17 protein-coding genes are annotated in these 15587 nt (G+C 75.5%); 8 read left to right on the top strand and 9 right to left on the bottom strand.

Going from position 1 to position 15587, the window contains the following annotated elements:
• Positions 1-5: 5 nt before the first annotated feature.
• Positions 6-1451, bottom strand: a complete 1446-nt coding sequence (locus ACH495_RS26280; RefSeq protein ID WP_396860376.1) for a M20/M25/M40 family metallo-hydrolase — start codon at positions 1449-1451, stop codon at positions 6-8.
• 100 nt (positions 1452-1551) lie between these two features.
• Between ACH495_RS26280 and ACH495_RS26285 the strand changes: the two genes are divergently transcribed.
• Positions 1552-2850, top strand: coding sequence for an NAD(P)/FAD-dependent oxidoreductase (locus ACH495_RS26285; RefSeq protein ID WP_396860377.1), 1299 nt, complete (start codon positions 1552-1554; stop codon positions 2848-2850).
• A 9-nt stretch (positions 2851-2859) separates the two neighbouring features.
• On the opposite strand, the gene ACH495_RS26290 is transcribed toward ACH495_RS26285, so the two are convergent.
• The 3 genes from ACH495_RS26290 to ACH495_RS26300 all read right to left on the bottom strand — a co-directional run bounded on the left by ACH495_RS26290 (position 2860) and on the right by ACH495_RS26300 (position 5887).
• Entirely contained in the window at positions 2860-3972 is a 1113-nt protein-coding gene (locus tag ACH495_RS26290) for an AI-2E family transporter (protein ID WP_396860378.1), read from the bottom strand.
• Positions 3973-4043: 71 nt separating this feature from the next.
• Positions 4044-4829 carry a spermidine synthase gene (locus ACH495_RS26295; RefSeq protein WP_396860379.1) on the bottom strand — a complete coding sequence of 262 codons (786 nt, stop codon included), beginning with the start codon at positions 4827-4829 and terminating at the stop codon, positions 4044-4046.
• A gap of 86 nt (positions 4830-4915) precedes the next feature.
• Positions 4916-5887, bottom strand: coding sequence for a 4a-hydroxytetrahydrobiopterin dehydratase (locus ACH495_RS26300; RefSeq protein WP_396860380.1), 972 nt, complete (start codon positions 5885-5887; stop codon positions 4916-4918).
• 183 nt (positions 5888-6070) lie between these two features.
• Between ACH495_RS26300 and ACH495_RS26305 the strand changes: the two genes are divergently transcribed.
• Entirely contained in the window at positions 6071-6385 is a 315-nt protein-coding gene (locus tag ACH495_RS26305; RefSeq protein ID WP_396860381.1) for a hypothetical protein, read from the top strand.
• 75 nt (positions 6386-6460) lie between these two features.
• On the opposite strand, the gene ACH495_RS26310 is transcribed toward ACH495_RS26305, so the two are convergent.
• Complete coding sequence (locus ACH495_RS26310) at positions 6461-6808, bottom strand: STAS domain-containing protein (protein ID WP_396860382.1); 348 nt, start codon at positions 6806-6808, stop codon at positions 6461-6463.
• 45 nt (positions 6809-6853) lie between these two features.
• Entirely contained in the window at positions 6854-7189 is a 336-nt protein-coding gene (locus tag ACH495_RS26315) for an STAS domain-containing protein (protein ID WP_396860383.1), read from the bottom strand.
• Positions 7190-7443: 254 nt separating this feature from the next.
• On the opposite strand from ACH495_RS26315, the gene ACH495_RS26320 reads away from it, so the two are divergent.
• From ACH495_RS26320 to ACH495_RS26340, 5 genes are all read left to right on the top strand, one after another.
• The gene (locus ACH495_RS26320) at positions 7444-9207 is read left to right on the top strand and encodes a SpoIIE family protein phosphatase (protein WP_396860384.1); all 1764 of its coding nucleotides are present in this window, start codon (positions 7444-7446) and stop codon (positions 9205-9207) included.
• Positions 9204-10253, top strand: a complete 1050-nt coding sequence (locus tag ACH495_RS26325) for a B12-binding domain-containing protein (RefSeq protein WP_396860385.1) — start codon at positions 9204-9206, stop codon at positions 10251-10253. The genes ACH495_RS26320 and ACH495_RS26325 overlap by 4 nt, the downstream gene beginning before the upstream one ends.
• 76 nt (positions 10254-10329) lie before the next feature.
• Entirely contained in the window at positions 10330-10677 is a 348-nt protein-coding gene (locus tag ACH495_RS26330; protein ID WP_396860386.1) for an STAS domain-containing protein, read from the top strand.
• A 70-nt stretch (positions 10678-10747) separates the two neighbouring features.
• A complete protein-coding gene (locus tag ACH495_RS26335) occupies positions 10748-11194 on the top strand; it encodes a response regulator (protein ID WP_396860387.1) in 447 nt (148 codons plus the stop codon).
• Between the two features lie 120 nt (positions 11195-11314).
• Entirely contained in the window at positions 11315-11764 is a 450-nt protein-coding gene (locus ACH495_RS26340) for an ATPase (RefSeq protein WP_396860388.1), read from the top strand.
• A 14-nt stretch (positions 11765-11778) separates the two neighbouring features.
• Here the strand turns inward: ACH495_RS26340 and ACH495_RS26345 are convergent, their stop codons facing one another.
• The gene (locus ACH495_RS26345; protein WP_396860389.1) at positions 11779-12615 is read right to left on the bottom strand and encodes a hypothetical protein; all 837 of its coding nucleotides are present in this window, start codon (positions 12613-12615) and stop codon (positions 11779-11781) included.
• A 480-nt stretch (positions 12616-13095) separates the two neighbouring features.
• On the opposite strand from ACH495_RS26345, the gene ACH495_RS26350 reads away from it, so the two are divergent.
• Complete coding sequence (locus ACH495_RS26350) at positions 13096-14037, top strand: endonuclease/exonuclease/phosphatase family protein (protein ID WP_396860390.1); 942 nt, start codon at positions 13096-13098, stop codon at positions 14035-14037.
• A 9-nt stretch (positions 14038-14046) separates the two neighbouring features.
• On the opposite strand, the gene ACH495_RS26355 is transcribed toward ACH495_RS26350, so the two are convergent.
• On the bottom strand, positions 14047-14475 hold the full coding sequence (locus ACH495_RS26355) for an OsmC family protein (RefSeq protein WP_396860391.1): 429 nt from the start codon (positions 14473-14475) through the stop codon (positions 14047-14049).
• A gap of 64 nt (positions 14476-14539) precedes the next feature.
• Entirely contained in the window at positions 14540-15487 is a 948-nt protein-coding gene (locus ACH495_RS26360) for a serine/threonine-protein kinase (RefSeq protein WP_396860392.1), read from the bottom strand.
• Positions 15488-15587 lie beyond the last annotated feature (100 nt).

Genomic DNA, 15587 nt, shown 5'->3' on the forward strand with positions numbered 1-15587 from the left:
CCGCCTCAGCTGCCCGGCTTCGGGAACGCGACCGGGCTGCGGTGCCCGGCCCGGTCCACCGCGCGTACGCCGAAGAAGACGTTGTCCTTGGACAGGTCGATCGTCACCTCGGTGACGTCGCCGACGGCCAGCACCTTCTGCCACCGGTCGGCAGTGGTCTCCCGCCACACCACCTCGTAGCCGGCCAGGTCCGGCTCCGGGCCGCGCTGCCAGCGCAGCGTGGTGTCGTTGGTCAGGTTCGTGGTGACCACGATCGCGCCCTTCGGGGTGCCCGGGGCCTGGGCGAGCGACCACAGCGCGGCGCCGTTCACCCGGGCCACCCGGGTGATGTAGTCGAAGTCGCAGAACTCCGGCAGGTCGCCGTACTGCACGCCGTCGACCACCCGGACGTCTTGGTGCTGGTGGGCGAAGTCCTCGGCGGGCTCGGTGAACCGGCCGGCCGGCCAGCCCTCCCGCAGGAACGAGATGTGGTCGCTGCCGCGCAGGTAGCGGTCCCGTCGGTAGATCACCCGGACGTCCATCCCGGTCGCGCCGTGGTCCGCCACGTCGGTGACGAACCGGGCGAGCTGCCGGGACGGGGAGTCGTTCTCGCCGCCGACGGACTGCCGCACGCTCGCCTCGGCCGGCGTCTCGGCGGTCGGCACGCCCTCGGCGAACAGTCGGACGGTACGCGGGTCGCGGGTGCCGTCGTCGGCGGTGCTGCTGCCGACGATGTCGTTGCTGAACATGCCCTGCACGTCCACGCCGGCCGCCTTCAACCGGCCGGCCAGGTACGCCGAGCCGTACAGGCCCTGCTCCTCGCCGGCGACGGCGGCGAGCACGATCGTCGCCTCGGTGCGCCGGCTCGCCAGCACCCGGGCCAGCTCCAGCACCACTGCCACGCCGGACGCGTCGTCGTCGGCGCCCGGCGCGTCGCCGACCGCGTCCATCACGTCGGTGGCGCGGGAGTCGTAGTGGCCGGTGATCACGTACACCCGCTCGGGCGTGACGTCGCCGCGCAGCGTGGCCACCACGTTGGTGATGGTGGTGGCGGTCGGGATCCGGGAGGCGGGCTCCTGCACGTACGACTGGAGTTCCACGGTCATCCGGCCGCCGGAGGCGGCGGCGTACCCGGACAGTTGCGCGTGGAGCCAGTCGCGGGCGGCGCCGATGCCGCGTACCGGATCGGTCTGGCTGGAGAGCGTGTGCCGGGTGCCGAACGCGGCCAGGTGGCGGACGGTGGCCTCGATCCGGGCCCGGTCGATCTCGCGCAGCAGCGCGGTCAGCTCGCGGTCCGGCGGCTGCGGCCGGGCCGGTCGCCCGGGGCCGCGCGGCGCGTCGGCCGCCGCGGACGCCGGGTCCGCGGCGAGCGGCGTGGCGACGGCGGCGGCGGTGGCCGCGGCGGACGCGGTGAGGAAGGTACGCCGGCTCGACCTCGTGGGTCGGCCCTCGGCGGTCTCGTGGTTTCCCATCCCGGCATCCTCGCGCCGATCACGAGGAATGTCCATATCGGTGGAGGTGGATGGATTGCCGGGACGTTTGTCGGAGGTCTGCCCGGGAACGGCAGCAGACATGACGAAACCACGTGTGGTGATCGTGGGGGCCGGGTTCGCCGGGTACCACGCGGCCAAGACGTTGCGCCGGCTGGCCCGCGACCGGGCCGAGATCGTCCTGCTGAACACGACCGACTACTTCCTCTACCTGCCGCTGCTGCCCGAGGTCGCGGCCGGCGTGGTCGAGCCGACCCGGATCTCGGTGCCGCTCGCCGGCACGCTCGACGGCGTCCGGGTGGTGGTCGGCGAGGCGGACCGCGTGGACCTGCAGAACCGCTGGGTCGGCTACCGCTCCGCCGAGGGCGAGCACGGCCAGCTCGCGTACGACCGGCTGATCCTCTCCGTCGGCAGCGTCAACAAGCTGCTGCCGATCCCCGGGGTCACCGAGTACGCGCACGGCTTCCGCGGTCTGCCCGAGGCGCTCTACCTGCACGACCACGTGGTCCGCCAGGTCGAGCTGGCCGAGCTGACCGACGACCCGGCCGAGCAGCGGGCCCGCACCACGTTCGTGGTGGTCGGCGCCGGCTACACCGGCACCGAGGTCGCCGCGCACGGGCAGTTGTTCACCGACCGGCTGGTGGCCCAGCGTCCGCACCTGAACGTCCGGCCCCGCTGGATGCTGCTCGACGTCGCCCCGCGCGTGCTGCCCGAGCTGGACCGGCGGATGTCCGTCACCGCCGACCGGGTGCTGCGCCGCCGCGGCGTGGACGTGCGGATGGGCACCTCGGTCGGCGAGGCCACCCCGGACGGCGTGATGCTCACCGACGGCGAGTACGTGCCGACGTGCAGCCTCATCTGGTGCGTCGGGGTACGCCCCGACCCGTTCGTGGCCGAGCTGGGGCTGCGCACCGAGAAGGGCCGGCTGGTGGTCGACGAGTTCCTCAACGTCCCCGGGTACCCGGAGGTGTTCGCCTGCGGCGACGCGGCGGCGGTGCCCGACCCGACCCGCCCCGGCCAGGTGTGCGCGATGACGGCGCAGCACGCCCAGCGGCAGGGCAAGCTGGCCGCGCGCAACATCGCCGCGTCGTACGGCCAGGGCACCCGCAAGCCGTACCAGCACCACGACCTGGGCTGGGTGGTGGACCTGGGTGGCAAGGACGCGGCGGCGAACCCGCTGCACGTGCCGCTGTCCGGCCTCCCGGCCAAGGCGGTCACCCGCGGCTACCACCTGCTGGCCATGCCCGGCAACCGGCCCCGCGTCGCCGCGGACTGGGCGCTCGACGCGACCCTGCCCCGGCCGGCCGTGCAGCTCGGCCTCGTCCCGGCCAACGCGGTGCCGCTGGAGAGCGAGTCCCCGGAGCTCGTCCGCCGGCCCTGACCTCGGCACTCACCCGCCGGCCGGCGGCTGGTCCCCGCCCCCGGGGCCCGGACCGCCGGCCGGGGTCTGTTCCCCGTCGGCGGGGGCGGCCAGCACCAGCCGCCCGGCCGGGACGAACTCCCGCAGCAGCACCTGCACGATGCCGGCCGCCGGGATGGCCAGCAGCGCGCCCACCAGGCCGGCCAACTCGGCCGCCAGCAGCACGCTGACCAGCACGGTCAACGGGTTCAACCGGACCGCGCGGGCCATGATGACCGGTTGCAGCAGATGGTTCTCCACCTGCTGGTAGACCACGAAGAAGACCAGCACCACGACACCGGCGGTGGGGGAGCGCACGAAGCCCGCGCCGGCCGCGACGATCGCCCCCAGCGTGGCGCCGACCAGCGGGATCAGGTCGAACACGGCGACCACCAGCGCGATCACCGCGGCGAACGGCACCCCGAGCAGGAGCAGCACCACGAAGGTCAGGCCGCCGCAGATCAGGCTGATCACCAGGTTGCCGCTCAGGTAGCCGGTGACGATCCGGGAGGAGTCGCGGCCGATGCGCCGCAACCGTGCGGCCGGGCCGTCCCCGACCAGCCGTAGCGTCGCCGCCACGATCCGGGGGGCCTCCAGCACCATCAGGTACGCCAGCACCACCACCGTGACCAGCGCGGCGACGGCCTGCGCCACGCCCCGGACCAGCCCGACGGTGGGCTCGCCGAGCCGGGAGCCGTACCGGCGCAACTGGCCGGGCTCGGCGTACCGGAGCAGGTGCAGGCGGTCCAGCAGCCGGCCGACCGGTCCCCGCCCGGCCTGCGCCTCGTGCACCAGTTGCGGCACCTGGTCGGCGAGCCGGCCCAGCTCGTCCGCCAGCGGCAGCACGATCACCGTGCCCAGCGCCGCGAGCAGCACGAACGTGGCCAGGAAGACCAGCAGGGTGGCCACCGCCCGCCGGCGTACCCGACGCTCCAGCCGGTCGACCAGCGGCTTGAGCGCCACCGCGAGGAACGCCGCGACCAACCCCCAGACGAGCACCCGCCGGGTCGCCCAGAGCAGCGCCAACCCGACCACGGTGGCCAGCACCAGACCGATCACGATCAGCGTCCGGCGGGCGGTGGACCGGTCGTCGGCGACGCTCATCCGGCGCGGCTACCCGTCCTGTCGGCGGAAAAACCCGGGCTCAGCGCCGCGGCGGCGTCCCGGCCGGCCGGTTACCCCAGGTCGGCGTCGGTGACCGGCCAGGCGTCCGCGGCGAACGCGCCGAGGGCCGCCGCGTGCAGCACGGTCCCGGGCACCGGGTCGCCGGCGACCCGCGAGGCGAGTCGGCGGGCCGGCAGCCGGCCCGGCCGGAGCGCGCCGGCGAGCACCACGTTGCCGTACCGCCGGCCGCGCAGCATCCGCCGGTCGGTGACCAGGCAGACGTCGGCGAAGACCGCGCGCAGCGTGGCCACCTGCGCGCGGGTGTGCGCCAGCGGCGGCAGGTCGGTGAGGTTGACCAGGTAGACGCCGTCCGGGCGGAGCACCCGGGCCACCTCGGCGGCGAACTCGACGGCCGCCACGTGCGCGGGCATCCGGGCCGCCCGGTAGACGTCGCCCACCACCAGGTCGTACGCGGCGTCCGGCGCCGCGGTGACCGCGTCGCGGGCGTCGCCGAGCGCCACCACCACCTCCGGCGGCAGCGGCGGCAGCTTCCGGCGGACCAGCTCGACCACGCCCGGGTCGCGCTCGACCACCCGCTGCGCCGAGCCCGGCCGGGTGGTGGCCAGCCAGCGTGGCAGCGTGAGCGCGCCGCCGCCCAGGTGCAGGGCGGCCAGCGGCCGACCGGGCGGCGCGCTCAGCTCGATCACCGCGGCGATCCGCCGGACGTACTCGAAGTGCAGGTGACGGGCGTCGGCCACGTCCACGTAGGACTGCTCGACGCCGTCGGCGAGCAGCGTACGCCCGGTGGGCCGGGACGGGTCCACGACGATCTCCAGCACCTCGGTGTCGCGCTCCACCTCCGGAACGCTACCGGCGCGGCTGTGGTGTTAGGCGGGGCCCCCGCCTCTACCAGAAGCGTTAAGCGGGGCCCCCGCCTTGCACCTCAGCCGGCGGCCATGCCGGCGCCGGCGGCGTCGATGGCGTCGTCGACGCGGTGCGCCAGGTCCACGTCCGCGGCGGTCACGCCGTCGACCTGCTGGGTCCGGACGGTGAGCACCGCGTTGTCCGGGTCCGGCCGGCCGATCTGCGGTCCGCGCCCGCCCTCGGCCCGGAGCCGGTCCAGCCGGTCCAGCACCCGGTCCAGGTTGCCGCCGGGCAACTCGATGGTGCGCACCAGCGAGCGCCGGTCACTGGACCAGTAGGGCAGCGTGGCGAGCGCGTCGCGCAGCTCCGACTCGGTCAGCGGCGCGGTGGCGGAGCTGGCGCCCACCAGGCCGCCGCCGTAGTCGGCCGGCGCGAGCAGGTCCCGCAGCCCGTCGGGTACGCGCAACGACCCGACCAGCTCGGCGTCCGCGTCGGCGAGCGCGGCCAGCGTCGCCTCCGCCTGGTAGCGCGCCTGTTCCGGGGTGAGTCGGCTGCGCCGCCCGACCTCGGCCAGGAAGCCCGGCAGATCCTGCCGCCGCTCGATGCCGTCCACCGGCACCACGTCGTGCAGCTTCACCGGCACCGCCGCGAGCAGCCGTTCCCGCGCCGCGTCGTCGAGCGCCCAGGCCAGGGCCAGCACGGTGGCCTCCGCCGCGACCTTCGCCTCGGCGAAGTCGACTCCGGCGCGCCGGCTCACGTCGTCGACGAGATCCCGGTAGCCGCGCCGGGCCCCCGGGCCGGGCGGCGGATCCGGCAGCGGTCGCGGCCGCTCCGCCACCCCGACCGCCGGCGGCGCGGGCCCACCCCGCGTGCTGTCCGGCTTGTGCCGACCGGCCGGCGGGGGGCCGGACCGCTCGTGCTGGTCCAGCGAGGTGACCTGCTTGGACGCGCTCAGGCTGGCACCGGTCTGGCTCGGCCGCCGCCCCTGCTCGCGGGCCTGGCGGGCGAGGGCCCGGCGGCGCTGGTTGTCGCCCTCCATCTGCTTGCGCATCGTCGCACCTCGTTCCTGGTCGGTTGCGCCTGCGCCGGTCGCCTTCCCGGCCCGGCCGGGAAGCTAACGGACGCCGCGGGACCGGCCGGCTTCACTCGCCGGGGGTGAGGGGCGCTCACCCGGTGGGGCCGCACGATCGGGTGGACCGGACAACTTCCGACGCACGCGGAAGGGCAGGTCGTCATGAAACGGATCGTGGAGATCGTCCCCGCTCGTCCCGGTTGGTACGCCCGCTGGCGCCTCGGCCCGGATGCCACCCGTTGCTACCCGGTGACGCTCTGGGCGCTGCTGGCGGGTGCCGACGGCGGCGAGCGCGAGGTGGTCGGCGTCGACTGCGTCGGGCAGTGGCCCGGTGCGGACGACGACGGGGCCGGAGACTTCGTCCGTTACCTGTTCCAGACGCCTGATTCCGGTATGCCGGAGGACGCCGACGCGTCGGCGGCGGGGGAGCCGCGCGACGGCGGCCCGCGCCGGTCGGCCGTGGCCTCCGCCGCCTGAACCCTCCTCCAGGCCCCCGGCCCCTGGTCCCAGGGTCGGGGGCCGCCCCCTGCCCGGCGGCGGGACGCGGGTCGGTCAGCCCACCTCGCGGGCGTCGCCGGCCACCGCGCGGGGCGGGGCGGTGAGCAGCTCGGCCAGGCCGGTGCGGTCCAGCAGCTGTCGGATCTGCGCGTTCAGGCCGAGCAGATGCACCGCGCCGGTGCCGGCGCGGTGGATCAGCACCAGCGCGCTCAGGCCGGAGGAGTCGCAGAGCGTCACGCCGGCGAAGTCGAGCCACAGCTCCTGGTGACCGTCGCGACGCAGCCCGGCCGCGGCCGCCACGAGCTCGGGCGCGGTGTCGAAGTCCAGCTCACCGGCCAACCGCAGCCGGGCGGAACCGGCGTCGCGCCGGTCCACCTCGATGGTCAACAGCGGGGAGGGCATGGGAACCATGTTCCCAGTCGCCCGTGGTCCGGAAACCCCCGGGGGTCAGGCGGACGCGGAGGAGTCGGCCGCGGGCCGGCCGCCCACCGGGGAGCGGTCCAGCAGACCGGTCACCCCGGTCATGTCGAGGATGGTCTCCAGGAAGCGGGGCACCGCCCGCAGCTCGATGCCGGTGCCCGCCTGCTGACCCTCGCGCCAGGCGTGCACGATCACCGACAGGCCGGTGCTGTCCAGGAAGACCAGCTCGCCGAAGTCCAGCACCAGGGCGGCGGGGCGCGTGGCGAGCAGGCGGTCGATCTCGGCCCGCAGCGGCGCCGCGGTGGCGTAGGCCAGGTCGCCGCCGACGCGAACGACCGGGACGTTCGGGTCGGAACGGTCCACGGAGATGCTCAGCGGCGTCGCTTCGGGCTTTCTCCGTTGAGGAACCACCATCACGCCTTTCCGCAGGCTGCCGGCCGGTAGGGACGCCCGGATCGTAACAACCCCGGAGCCGGACCGCTCGGCGTGCGTTCTCGGCCGCAGGTCGCCGTCGGGTGGCGCTCCGGGCGTACCGGCGTAGGGTGGGGTGACGAGATTTGACCATAGGCGCCGCTTTCGGCGCCACGCGGGTCGACGAGGAGAGTGGGGCTCAGCTGGTGACTGCTGCCGACGTCAGGGGTTCCGACCCGGGCGACGGACGGATCTCCACGCCGAGTGCCGACCGGGCGCGGGTGTGGTCCGCCGACGCTCCCCCGGCGTCTGCCCTCCCACCGCTGGCTCCCGACCGCGACGCGCCGGCCGTCCCCGACTGGTCCGAGGTGGTGGAGCACTTCCGCGAGGGTCTCATCGTCTGCGACGCCGACGGCGTGGTGCGGCACGTGAGCCCGGTCGCGGAGCGGCTCGTCCCCGAGGTCGTGCCGGGCGAGGTGCTGGCCGCCACCGGCGTGGCGGCGCTGCGTGGCGATGGCCGGTTCGAGTTCACCCACCACGGCCGGCGGCTGCGGCTGCGGCCGGTCGCGCTCTCCCACGCCCGGCGCTGCTGGTACGTGGAGGACGTCACCGAGAGCGTCAGCCGGGCGGACGCGCTGCTCGCCGAGCGGGCCCGCTCGCTGTTCCTCGCCGTGGTCGGCGAGAAGCTCGGCAACCCGCTGCACCCCGACCGGGCCGCCGCCGCGGTGGCGCGGCTGGCGGTGCCCACGGTGGCCGACGTGGCGGTGCTGGTGCTGGCGCCGCGTTCCGGCCGGGCCCGCTGGTGGCGGGCGGTACGCGCCGAGGACGAGGTGCCCGCCGTGGACAGCGGCGTGCTGCCCGCCGCCGCGTTGCCCGCGGCCATCGAGGCCGGTCTCGACGGGGTCGAGCCGCACGCGCTGGACTGGCTGGTCGAGCAGGCCGCCGAGGCGGGCTGGCTGCCCGGCCTGGACGTGGCCGGCGCCACCGCCCGGGTGGTGCCGCTGCCGGGCCGGGACGCCCCGGCCGGGGTGCTGCTGGTGGCCCGCCGGGCCGGTCGCTGGTACGACGAGGCCGACGTCGACCTGGTGCGCGCGTTCGCGGCCCGGGCCGGTGCGGCGCTGACCACCGCCATGCTCTACCGCGACCAGGCCGAGGTCGCCGACACGTTGCAGGCCAGCCTGGTGCCGGTCGAGCCGGCGGCGGCCGCGGGGGTGCAGTGGGGCACTGCCTACCGGCCGGCGCAGGCCGGTCTGCGCATCGGCGGCGACTTCTACGGCTCGCACCGACTGGCCGACGGCGGCTCGGTCTTCTTCCTCGGCGACGTGTCGGGCAAGGGGGTGGAGGCGGCCGTCTTCACCGGTCAGCTCCGTCAGTGCCTGCACGCGTTGCACCGGGTCGAGACGCAGCCGGGGCGGTTGCTGAAGCTGCTCAACGACGCGTTGCTGGAGACCACCCAGGCCCACGGTCAGGGCCGGTTCGCCACCATGGTGCTCGGCGTGGCCCGGCCGCACCGTGACGGCGGGCTGACCCTGACGCTGGCCGGTGGCGGTCATCTGCCGCCGCTGGTGTTGCGCGCGTCCGGCGAGGTCGAGGTGGTGCCGTTGCGCGGCATGCTGATCGGCGTGGTGCCGGATCCGCGGATCGGCGAGGCCACCGTGCACCTGGCGCCGGGCGAGACCTGCCTGCTCTACAGCGACGGCGTGACCGAGGCGCGGGGTGGGTGGCGCGGCGACGAGCAGTTCGGCGCCGACCGGCTGCTCACCGCCGTGACCGGGTGTCACCGGATGCCCGCCCCGGCGCTGGCCGAGCGGGTCGAGCAGGTGACCTGTGACTGGCTCGCCCACGGCGACCACGACGACATCGCGGTGCTGGCGTTGCGGGCGACCGGCGCGGCCGGCCGCGCGTCCCGTCACCTGCACGCGGTGCCGGGCCCGACGAGTGCCGAACCGACGAGGGAGCTGCCCGAGTGACCGCGACGACCGCAGCCGGCCCGGCGCACGCCTTCGGCGGCTATCTGGAGTGCCTGGCCGAGGCCGACGAGCAGGGCGCGGTGGCGGTGGCCCGGGGGCTGCTGGAGGCGGGCGTGCCGGCCGAGCGGGTGCTGCTCGACCTGGTCGCCCCGGCGCAGGCCGAGGTGGGCGAGCGGTGGGCGCGCAACGAGTGGAGCGTCGCCCAGGAGCACGCCGCCACCCACATCAGCGAGCGGGTGGTGGCGGCGGTCGCCGCGTACGCCGATCCCCGTCCGACCCGCGGCCGGATCGTGATGGCCTGCATGGACGGTGAGTGGCACGCGCTGCCGGCCCGGCTGGTCGCCGAGGTGCTGCGGCTGCGCGGCTGGCAGGTCGTCTTTCTCGGCGCCAGCGTGCCGGCCGCGCACCTGGTGTCCTACCTGCACCGGTACGACGCGGACGCGGTGGCGCTGGCCTGCGCGCTGCCGATGCGGCTGCCGCACGCCCACCGGATGATCGAGGCGTGCCGCCGGTCCGACGTGCCGGTGGTGGTGGGCGGGCGTGGTTTCGGCGCGGACGGCCGCTGGGCGCGGGTGCTCGGCGTGGCGTGGGCGCCGGACGCGCCGGCCGCGGCCGACCTGGTCGCCGACGACCGGGCGCTGCGCGCGACGCCGCCCGCACGGCTGGACCACCTCGCCGACGACGAGTACGCCAGCCTGGTCAAGCGGCGGGGCGAGCTGATCGACAGCGCATTGGCCGACCTGCGGGAGCGGGTGCCGGCGGTGGCCGACTACACGCCGGCGCAGCTCGACTCGACAGTGGGCGACCTCGGCTACATCGTCGACTTCCTGGCCGCGGCGCTCTACGTCGACGACGGGACGCTGTTCGTCGAGTTCGTCGAGTGGTTGGTGGAGATCCTGGTCAGCCGCGGCGTGCCGGCGGGCGCGGTCGGCCTCACGCTCGACCACTATGGACAGCAGTTGCGCGACTTCCCCCGCGCGGCCGGCTTCCTGGAGCGGGGGCGGGCCGTGGTGGGTGGCCGGGTGGCGGCGACGGCGGGCCGCTGAGCCGTTCGGCGCCGGACACCCCCTATACTTGCTGCACTGCAAGGATTCGCCTGCGGTGGGAGCGAGAGGGGGCCCGGTGACGTTCAGCGTCACGTCCGCTCAGCCGGACCGGGGCGTCACCCGCCTCCGGCTCGCCGGCGAACTGGACCTGAGCACGGCCGGGGAGCTGACCGCCGAGATCGACCGGCTGGTCGCCGACGGCCGACGCGAGCTGCTGCTCGACCTCACCGACCTGACGTTCTGCGACTCGACCGGCATCGCCGCCTTCGTCCGGGGGGACAACCTCGTCGCCGCCGACGGCGGCTGGCTGCGGCTCACCGGGGCGACCGGCCGGGTGGCCCGGGTGCTCCAGGTGACCGGGCTGGCCGAGGTGTTGCGCCACGACTGCGCCTCGGCCGACCCGACGCCGTCGGGCAGCTCCTGATCGGATAGATTTCCCCGCCAGCAGCCGGCCGCGCCGCCGGTGCCCTCCTCGAGACGAAGCAGGTAGCCCCATGGGTCAGCCCAGTTCGAGCCCCGTCCGCATCCTGGTGGTGGACGACGACCCGGGTGACGTCCTGATGATCGAGGAGGCGCTGGAGGAGTCGGACGTCGAGAAGGTCATCGACGTGGTCGCCGACGGCGAGGAGGCGATGGAGTTCCTCCGTCGCGAGGGCCGGCACACCGAGGCGCAGCGACCGGACGTCATCCTGCTCGACCTCAACATGCCCCGGATGGACGGGCGGCAGGTGCTCGGCGAGGTCAAGCGGGACGAGAACCTCCGGAGCATCCCGATCGTGGTGCTGACCACCTCCAACGCCGACACGGACGTGGTGAGCAGCTACACGCTCCAGGCCAACGCCTACGTGACCAAGCCAATCGACCTGGACGACTTCAACGACGTGGTGCGCCGCATCGACGAGTTCTTCGGCCGGGTGGTCGTGCTCCCCAAGCACTCCTGACGACCCGCCCGTCCCGGTCTCCGGATGCTGAACATTTCCGGCGAACGGCCGCCGGCGGTCCCGCCCGCCCCGCAGGATCGTCGGTGGGGGACGCACGCCGGCTGCCTGGGGGGCGACAGCATGAGGTTCTCGGTGGTGGAGGCCGGTTACGACCGGCGCCAGGTGGATGCCTGCCTGGACGAGCTGGATCTCCGGCTGCGCCGGCTGGCGGCGCGCGCGGAGGGCGCCGCGGGGGCGGGCCGGGAGTGGGACCGGATCCGGCTGGACGCCGGGCACCTCTGCGACTATCTCCGGCGTCGGGCCGCGCCGGTCGACGGCGCCGCCCTGGACGGCCCGTCGGCCGCCGCGCGGGAGGCCGCCGACCTGCTGGCCCGGGCCCGCGCCGAGTTGGACGCCGCGCGGGCGGAGGCCCACCGGGTGCGGGATGAGGCGTACGCGGAGGCGGTGCGGGCGCGCCGCGAGTTCGAGGCCGCGCTGCTGGCCCGCCGCCGCCACGAGGCCCGGGTCGACGAGATCCTCGCCGGCGCCCGGGTGCCCGCCGACACCCCCACCGCCGCCGCCGGCCGCTGAGCCGGCCTCCGGCCTCAGGACAGCGCCGCCACCACCGCGGTGGCCCGCTTCTCGTGCTTCGCGTACGCGTCGGGGAACGCGGAGATCTGGACCGCCTGGGCGGCGCCGGTGACGCTCATGTCCGCCCAGCCCGGCACGTCGGCCAGCGCGGTGTAGAACGCGCGGGCCGCGTACGCCGGTCGCATGAGCTGGGCGACCGTGCCCCATCCGCTGCTCGGGCGCTGCTGGAACAGCCCGACCGAGTCGTGGTCGGAGCCGCTGCCCTGGTGCGGCTGGTCGAACGACTCGGGCAGCACGTCGCTGGCCAGGTTGTAGAGGTCGCTCTCCTGCATGGCGGTGGCCACCGCCACCACCATCGCCCGGCGCGGCAGCCGCATGTCCCGTCCGACGTCGACGATGGCCTTCGCGTTGTCCATCTGTCGCTGGTCGAGGCCGGCGACGGGGCGCGGGTGCCGGGGGCGGACCACCTTCCTCGGCGGCTTCTTCGCCGCCGGCGTCGGGCTCGGCGTGGCGATCGGGGCGGGCGGCGCCGGAACGGCGGCCGGCGGAACGGCGCGGGTGAAGTCGCGGGAGGCGCGCTGCTCGACGGCGGCCCGCTCGGCGAGCGCCTCGTGGACGTCCCGGGGTGGCTGCCCGGCCTCGCCGACGCCGACCACGCCGATCAGGCCGAGGCAGCAGGTGACGCCGGTGGCCACCGCGATCCGGCCGGGGACGGTGCGTGGCGCGCCGCGTCGGGGCGGCTCGGGGGCGCGGTGCCGCCCCACCCGCCGTTCGGCCGATGCCGGGTCGATCGTTCGGGTAACCGGGCGGTTCGCGGGCGATGACTGGTGGTCGGCGTGGTCGGGATGCACCCGCCGAGGCTAGAAAGGTTCTCGGCGCTTGCCATCGGGGTGGTTGGTGGCATGCGCCACAGTTTGCCGGAATCCGTGGCGGCATAACCGTCAGCCGATCATGAACCGAGCGAGCCACTCGTCTCGGTAAAGTCGGTCGTGCCGGATTCGGAGTGCCAATTCGGGCACGCCTTCCGCGACCGCGCCGGCCGCGGCGCCCTCCTCCGAACGGGGGAGGACCCGCCGGTTCGCCCGGCCACGTGATCGATCCGGCCCGCCGAGGGCGGTGATCAAGGAGTTTGCGTCCGCCACGGCCCACCGGCAGACGCAAACCTCTTGATCACCGCTCAGCCACCACTGCCCCCCAGCCCGGCCTGTCGTGGGGGTGGGGGTGGGGGTGGGGGTGGGGGTGGTGGCACGTGACCCGGCGCCAGCCCGGGGGGTGTGCCGGTAGCGGAATCGGGCGGACCGCGTGCCCGGCCGCTCGATACGATGCGGACGGTGACGGAGCAGATGGTCGACGAGCGGCCCGCCGGTGAGCGCGCCGGCCGGCGGGGCACGATCGTCATCTCCTGCGCCGTGCTGCTCACCGTGCTCCTGGTCGGGCACCGGGCGGTGCCCAACGTGCACGGCCTGGGCAGCCTGGTGGACAGCGCCACCCCGCTGCTCGGTCTCGGCGTACCCCTGCTCGGGCTCGCGGCGCTGCTGCGCCGCTCCCGCCGGGCGCTGCTGGCGGTGCTGGTGCCGGCGCTGGTCTGGGCCGCGCTCTATGGCCGTGCCTGGCTGCCCCCGGCGGCCGGGGCCGACGGCACGTCGGTGCGGGTGGCCAGCCAGAACCTGCGGGCCGGCAACCCCGACCCGGCCGCCACCGTCGGCGCGCTGGCCGCCGGCGCCCCCGACCTGATCGGGTTGCAGGAGGTCGACGACGGGGCACGGGTCGCGCCCACCCTGGCCGGCCGCTACCCGCACCGGACGGCGGTCTCCACCGTCGCGCTGTGGAGCCGCTGGCCGATCCGCGAGACCCACGGCGTGGACACCGGGCTGGGCTGGGACCGCGCCCTGCGCGCCGTGGTGGCCGCCCCGCAGGGCGACCTGACCGTCTACGTCGTCCACCTCGGCTCCGCCCGCGCCGGCCACACCACCACCCGCGACGAGACGGTGGCGGCGCTGGCCCGCATCGTCCGGGCCGACCCGGCCGACCGGCTGGTGGTGCTCGGCGACCTGAACACGGCCACCACCGACCGGGTCTTCGACCCGCTGACCAGACTGCTCGGCGACGCGCAGGCCGAGGCCGGGCAGGGGTTCGGCTTCACCTGGCCGGCGGAGGTGCCGGTGACCCGCCCCGACCACGTGCTCTACCGGGGGCTCACCCCGACCGCCGCCGGCGTGGTGCACACGCCGGACACCGACCACCGCGCGGTGACCGCCGGCTTCCGCTGGTGAGCCGAGCGCTCAGTGCCGGCCGTTCTCGGCCGGGGTGACAGTGAGCCGGTGCCGGCTCGGATCGCCGCTGGTGAACGGCCAGAGCCGGTCGGCGTACGCGACCAGCTCGGCCAACTGCTTCCGGGTGAGCCCGGCCGAGGAGATCTCGGCGTGCACGTCGGCCCGGTAGCGGCCGTCGTCGTCGCGACCCAGCGTCGCCTCGGCGGTCACCTGCACGGTGTGCGCCTCGTCGGTGATCTCGCCGGCCGCCTCCACCGCGGCGTGGTGCAGGCAGGAGGCGAACGCGGCGGCCAGGAGCTGCTCCGGCGTCAGGCCGGAGCAGTGCGGCGCCAGCGGGGACGCCAGGGCGGAGGAGAGACCGCCGTCGTCGGTGCGTACGTGACCGCCCGCCGCGGTCGCCGTGGCCGTCTCGGCCAGCCAGGAACTCGGATCCGGCATCGCGTTCCTCCCGTCACTCACCGGCCCGCGTTCCCGACCGCCGACGGGCGAAACCGCAGTACGCTCAGCGGATCCGCCCGCTCGTGGCGGCGTCCAGGGCCATCGCCTCGGTCGCCTCGGCGGCCGCCCGCCCGGTCCAGGGGGACACCTCGCCGATCCGCTGCCGGGGCAGCACCACGGTCATCGGCACGTAGATGCGGGCGTCGACCGCCTCGGCCAGCAGCAGCGCGGCCATCGGGCTGGTCGGCCGCGCGGCGGGGTCGGAGTCGAGGCAGCGCTCGCACAGCTCGGCCACCTCGGCCGGCAGCCCGGGGACCTCCGGCAGCGGCCGGGGCGGCCGGCGGCGGCGCGCGCCGAGCAACTGGGTGGTGCTGGCGGCGTCGTACGGCAGCCGGCCGGTCAGGCAGTAGTAGAGCAGCACGCCGAGCGCGTACATGTCGGCGGCCGGGGTGGCCGGCTGCCGGTCGAGCTGCTCCGGGGCGAGGTACGCCGGGGTGCCCACCACGACCCCCTCCGGGGTGTGGTCCGGCGCGCCGGCCGGGGTGGCGATGCCGAAGTCGAGCACCTTCACGCCGGACGGGGTGAGGATCACGTTCGCCGGCTTCACGTCCCGGTGCACGATGCCGTGCCCGTGCGCGGCGGCCAGCGCGGCGCACACCTCGGCACAGACCCGCACCGCGATGCGCCAGTCCAGCGGGCCGGCGCGCAGGTGCGCGGCGAGCGTCTCGCCCTCGGCCAGCTCCATCACGATGTAGGGCACCGGCCGTCCGTCCGGCAGCGTGGCGGTGCCGAAGTCGTGCACGCTGGCCACGTTCGGGTGCACGAGTTGCGCCGCCGAGCGGGCCTCGGCCCGGATCCGTTCCACCGAACCGGCGTCGCCGTCCAGCCCCGGCGAGATCAGCTTGATCGCGACGGTCCGGTCCAGCACCCGGTCGTGTGCCCGCCACACCTCCGACATGCCACCCACGGCGGCGCGCTGTTCGAGCTCGTACCGCCCGCCCAGCGTCCTCATCGACCACTCCCTGTCTCGTCCGGTCCCCCCGGACCCGCTACCCGGGCTCCGAGCTGTGCAAACCGCGTGGGACGGGCCGGCTGCCGGGGTAGCTTCGCGA

It is taken from the genome of Micromonospora sp. NPDC018662 (assembly GCF_044391475.1).
Taxonomy (GTDB): domain Bacteria; phylum Actinomycetota; class Actinomycetes; order Mycobacteriales; family Micromonosporaceae; genus Micromonospora.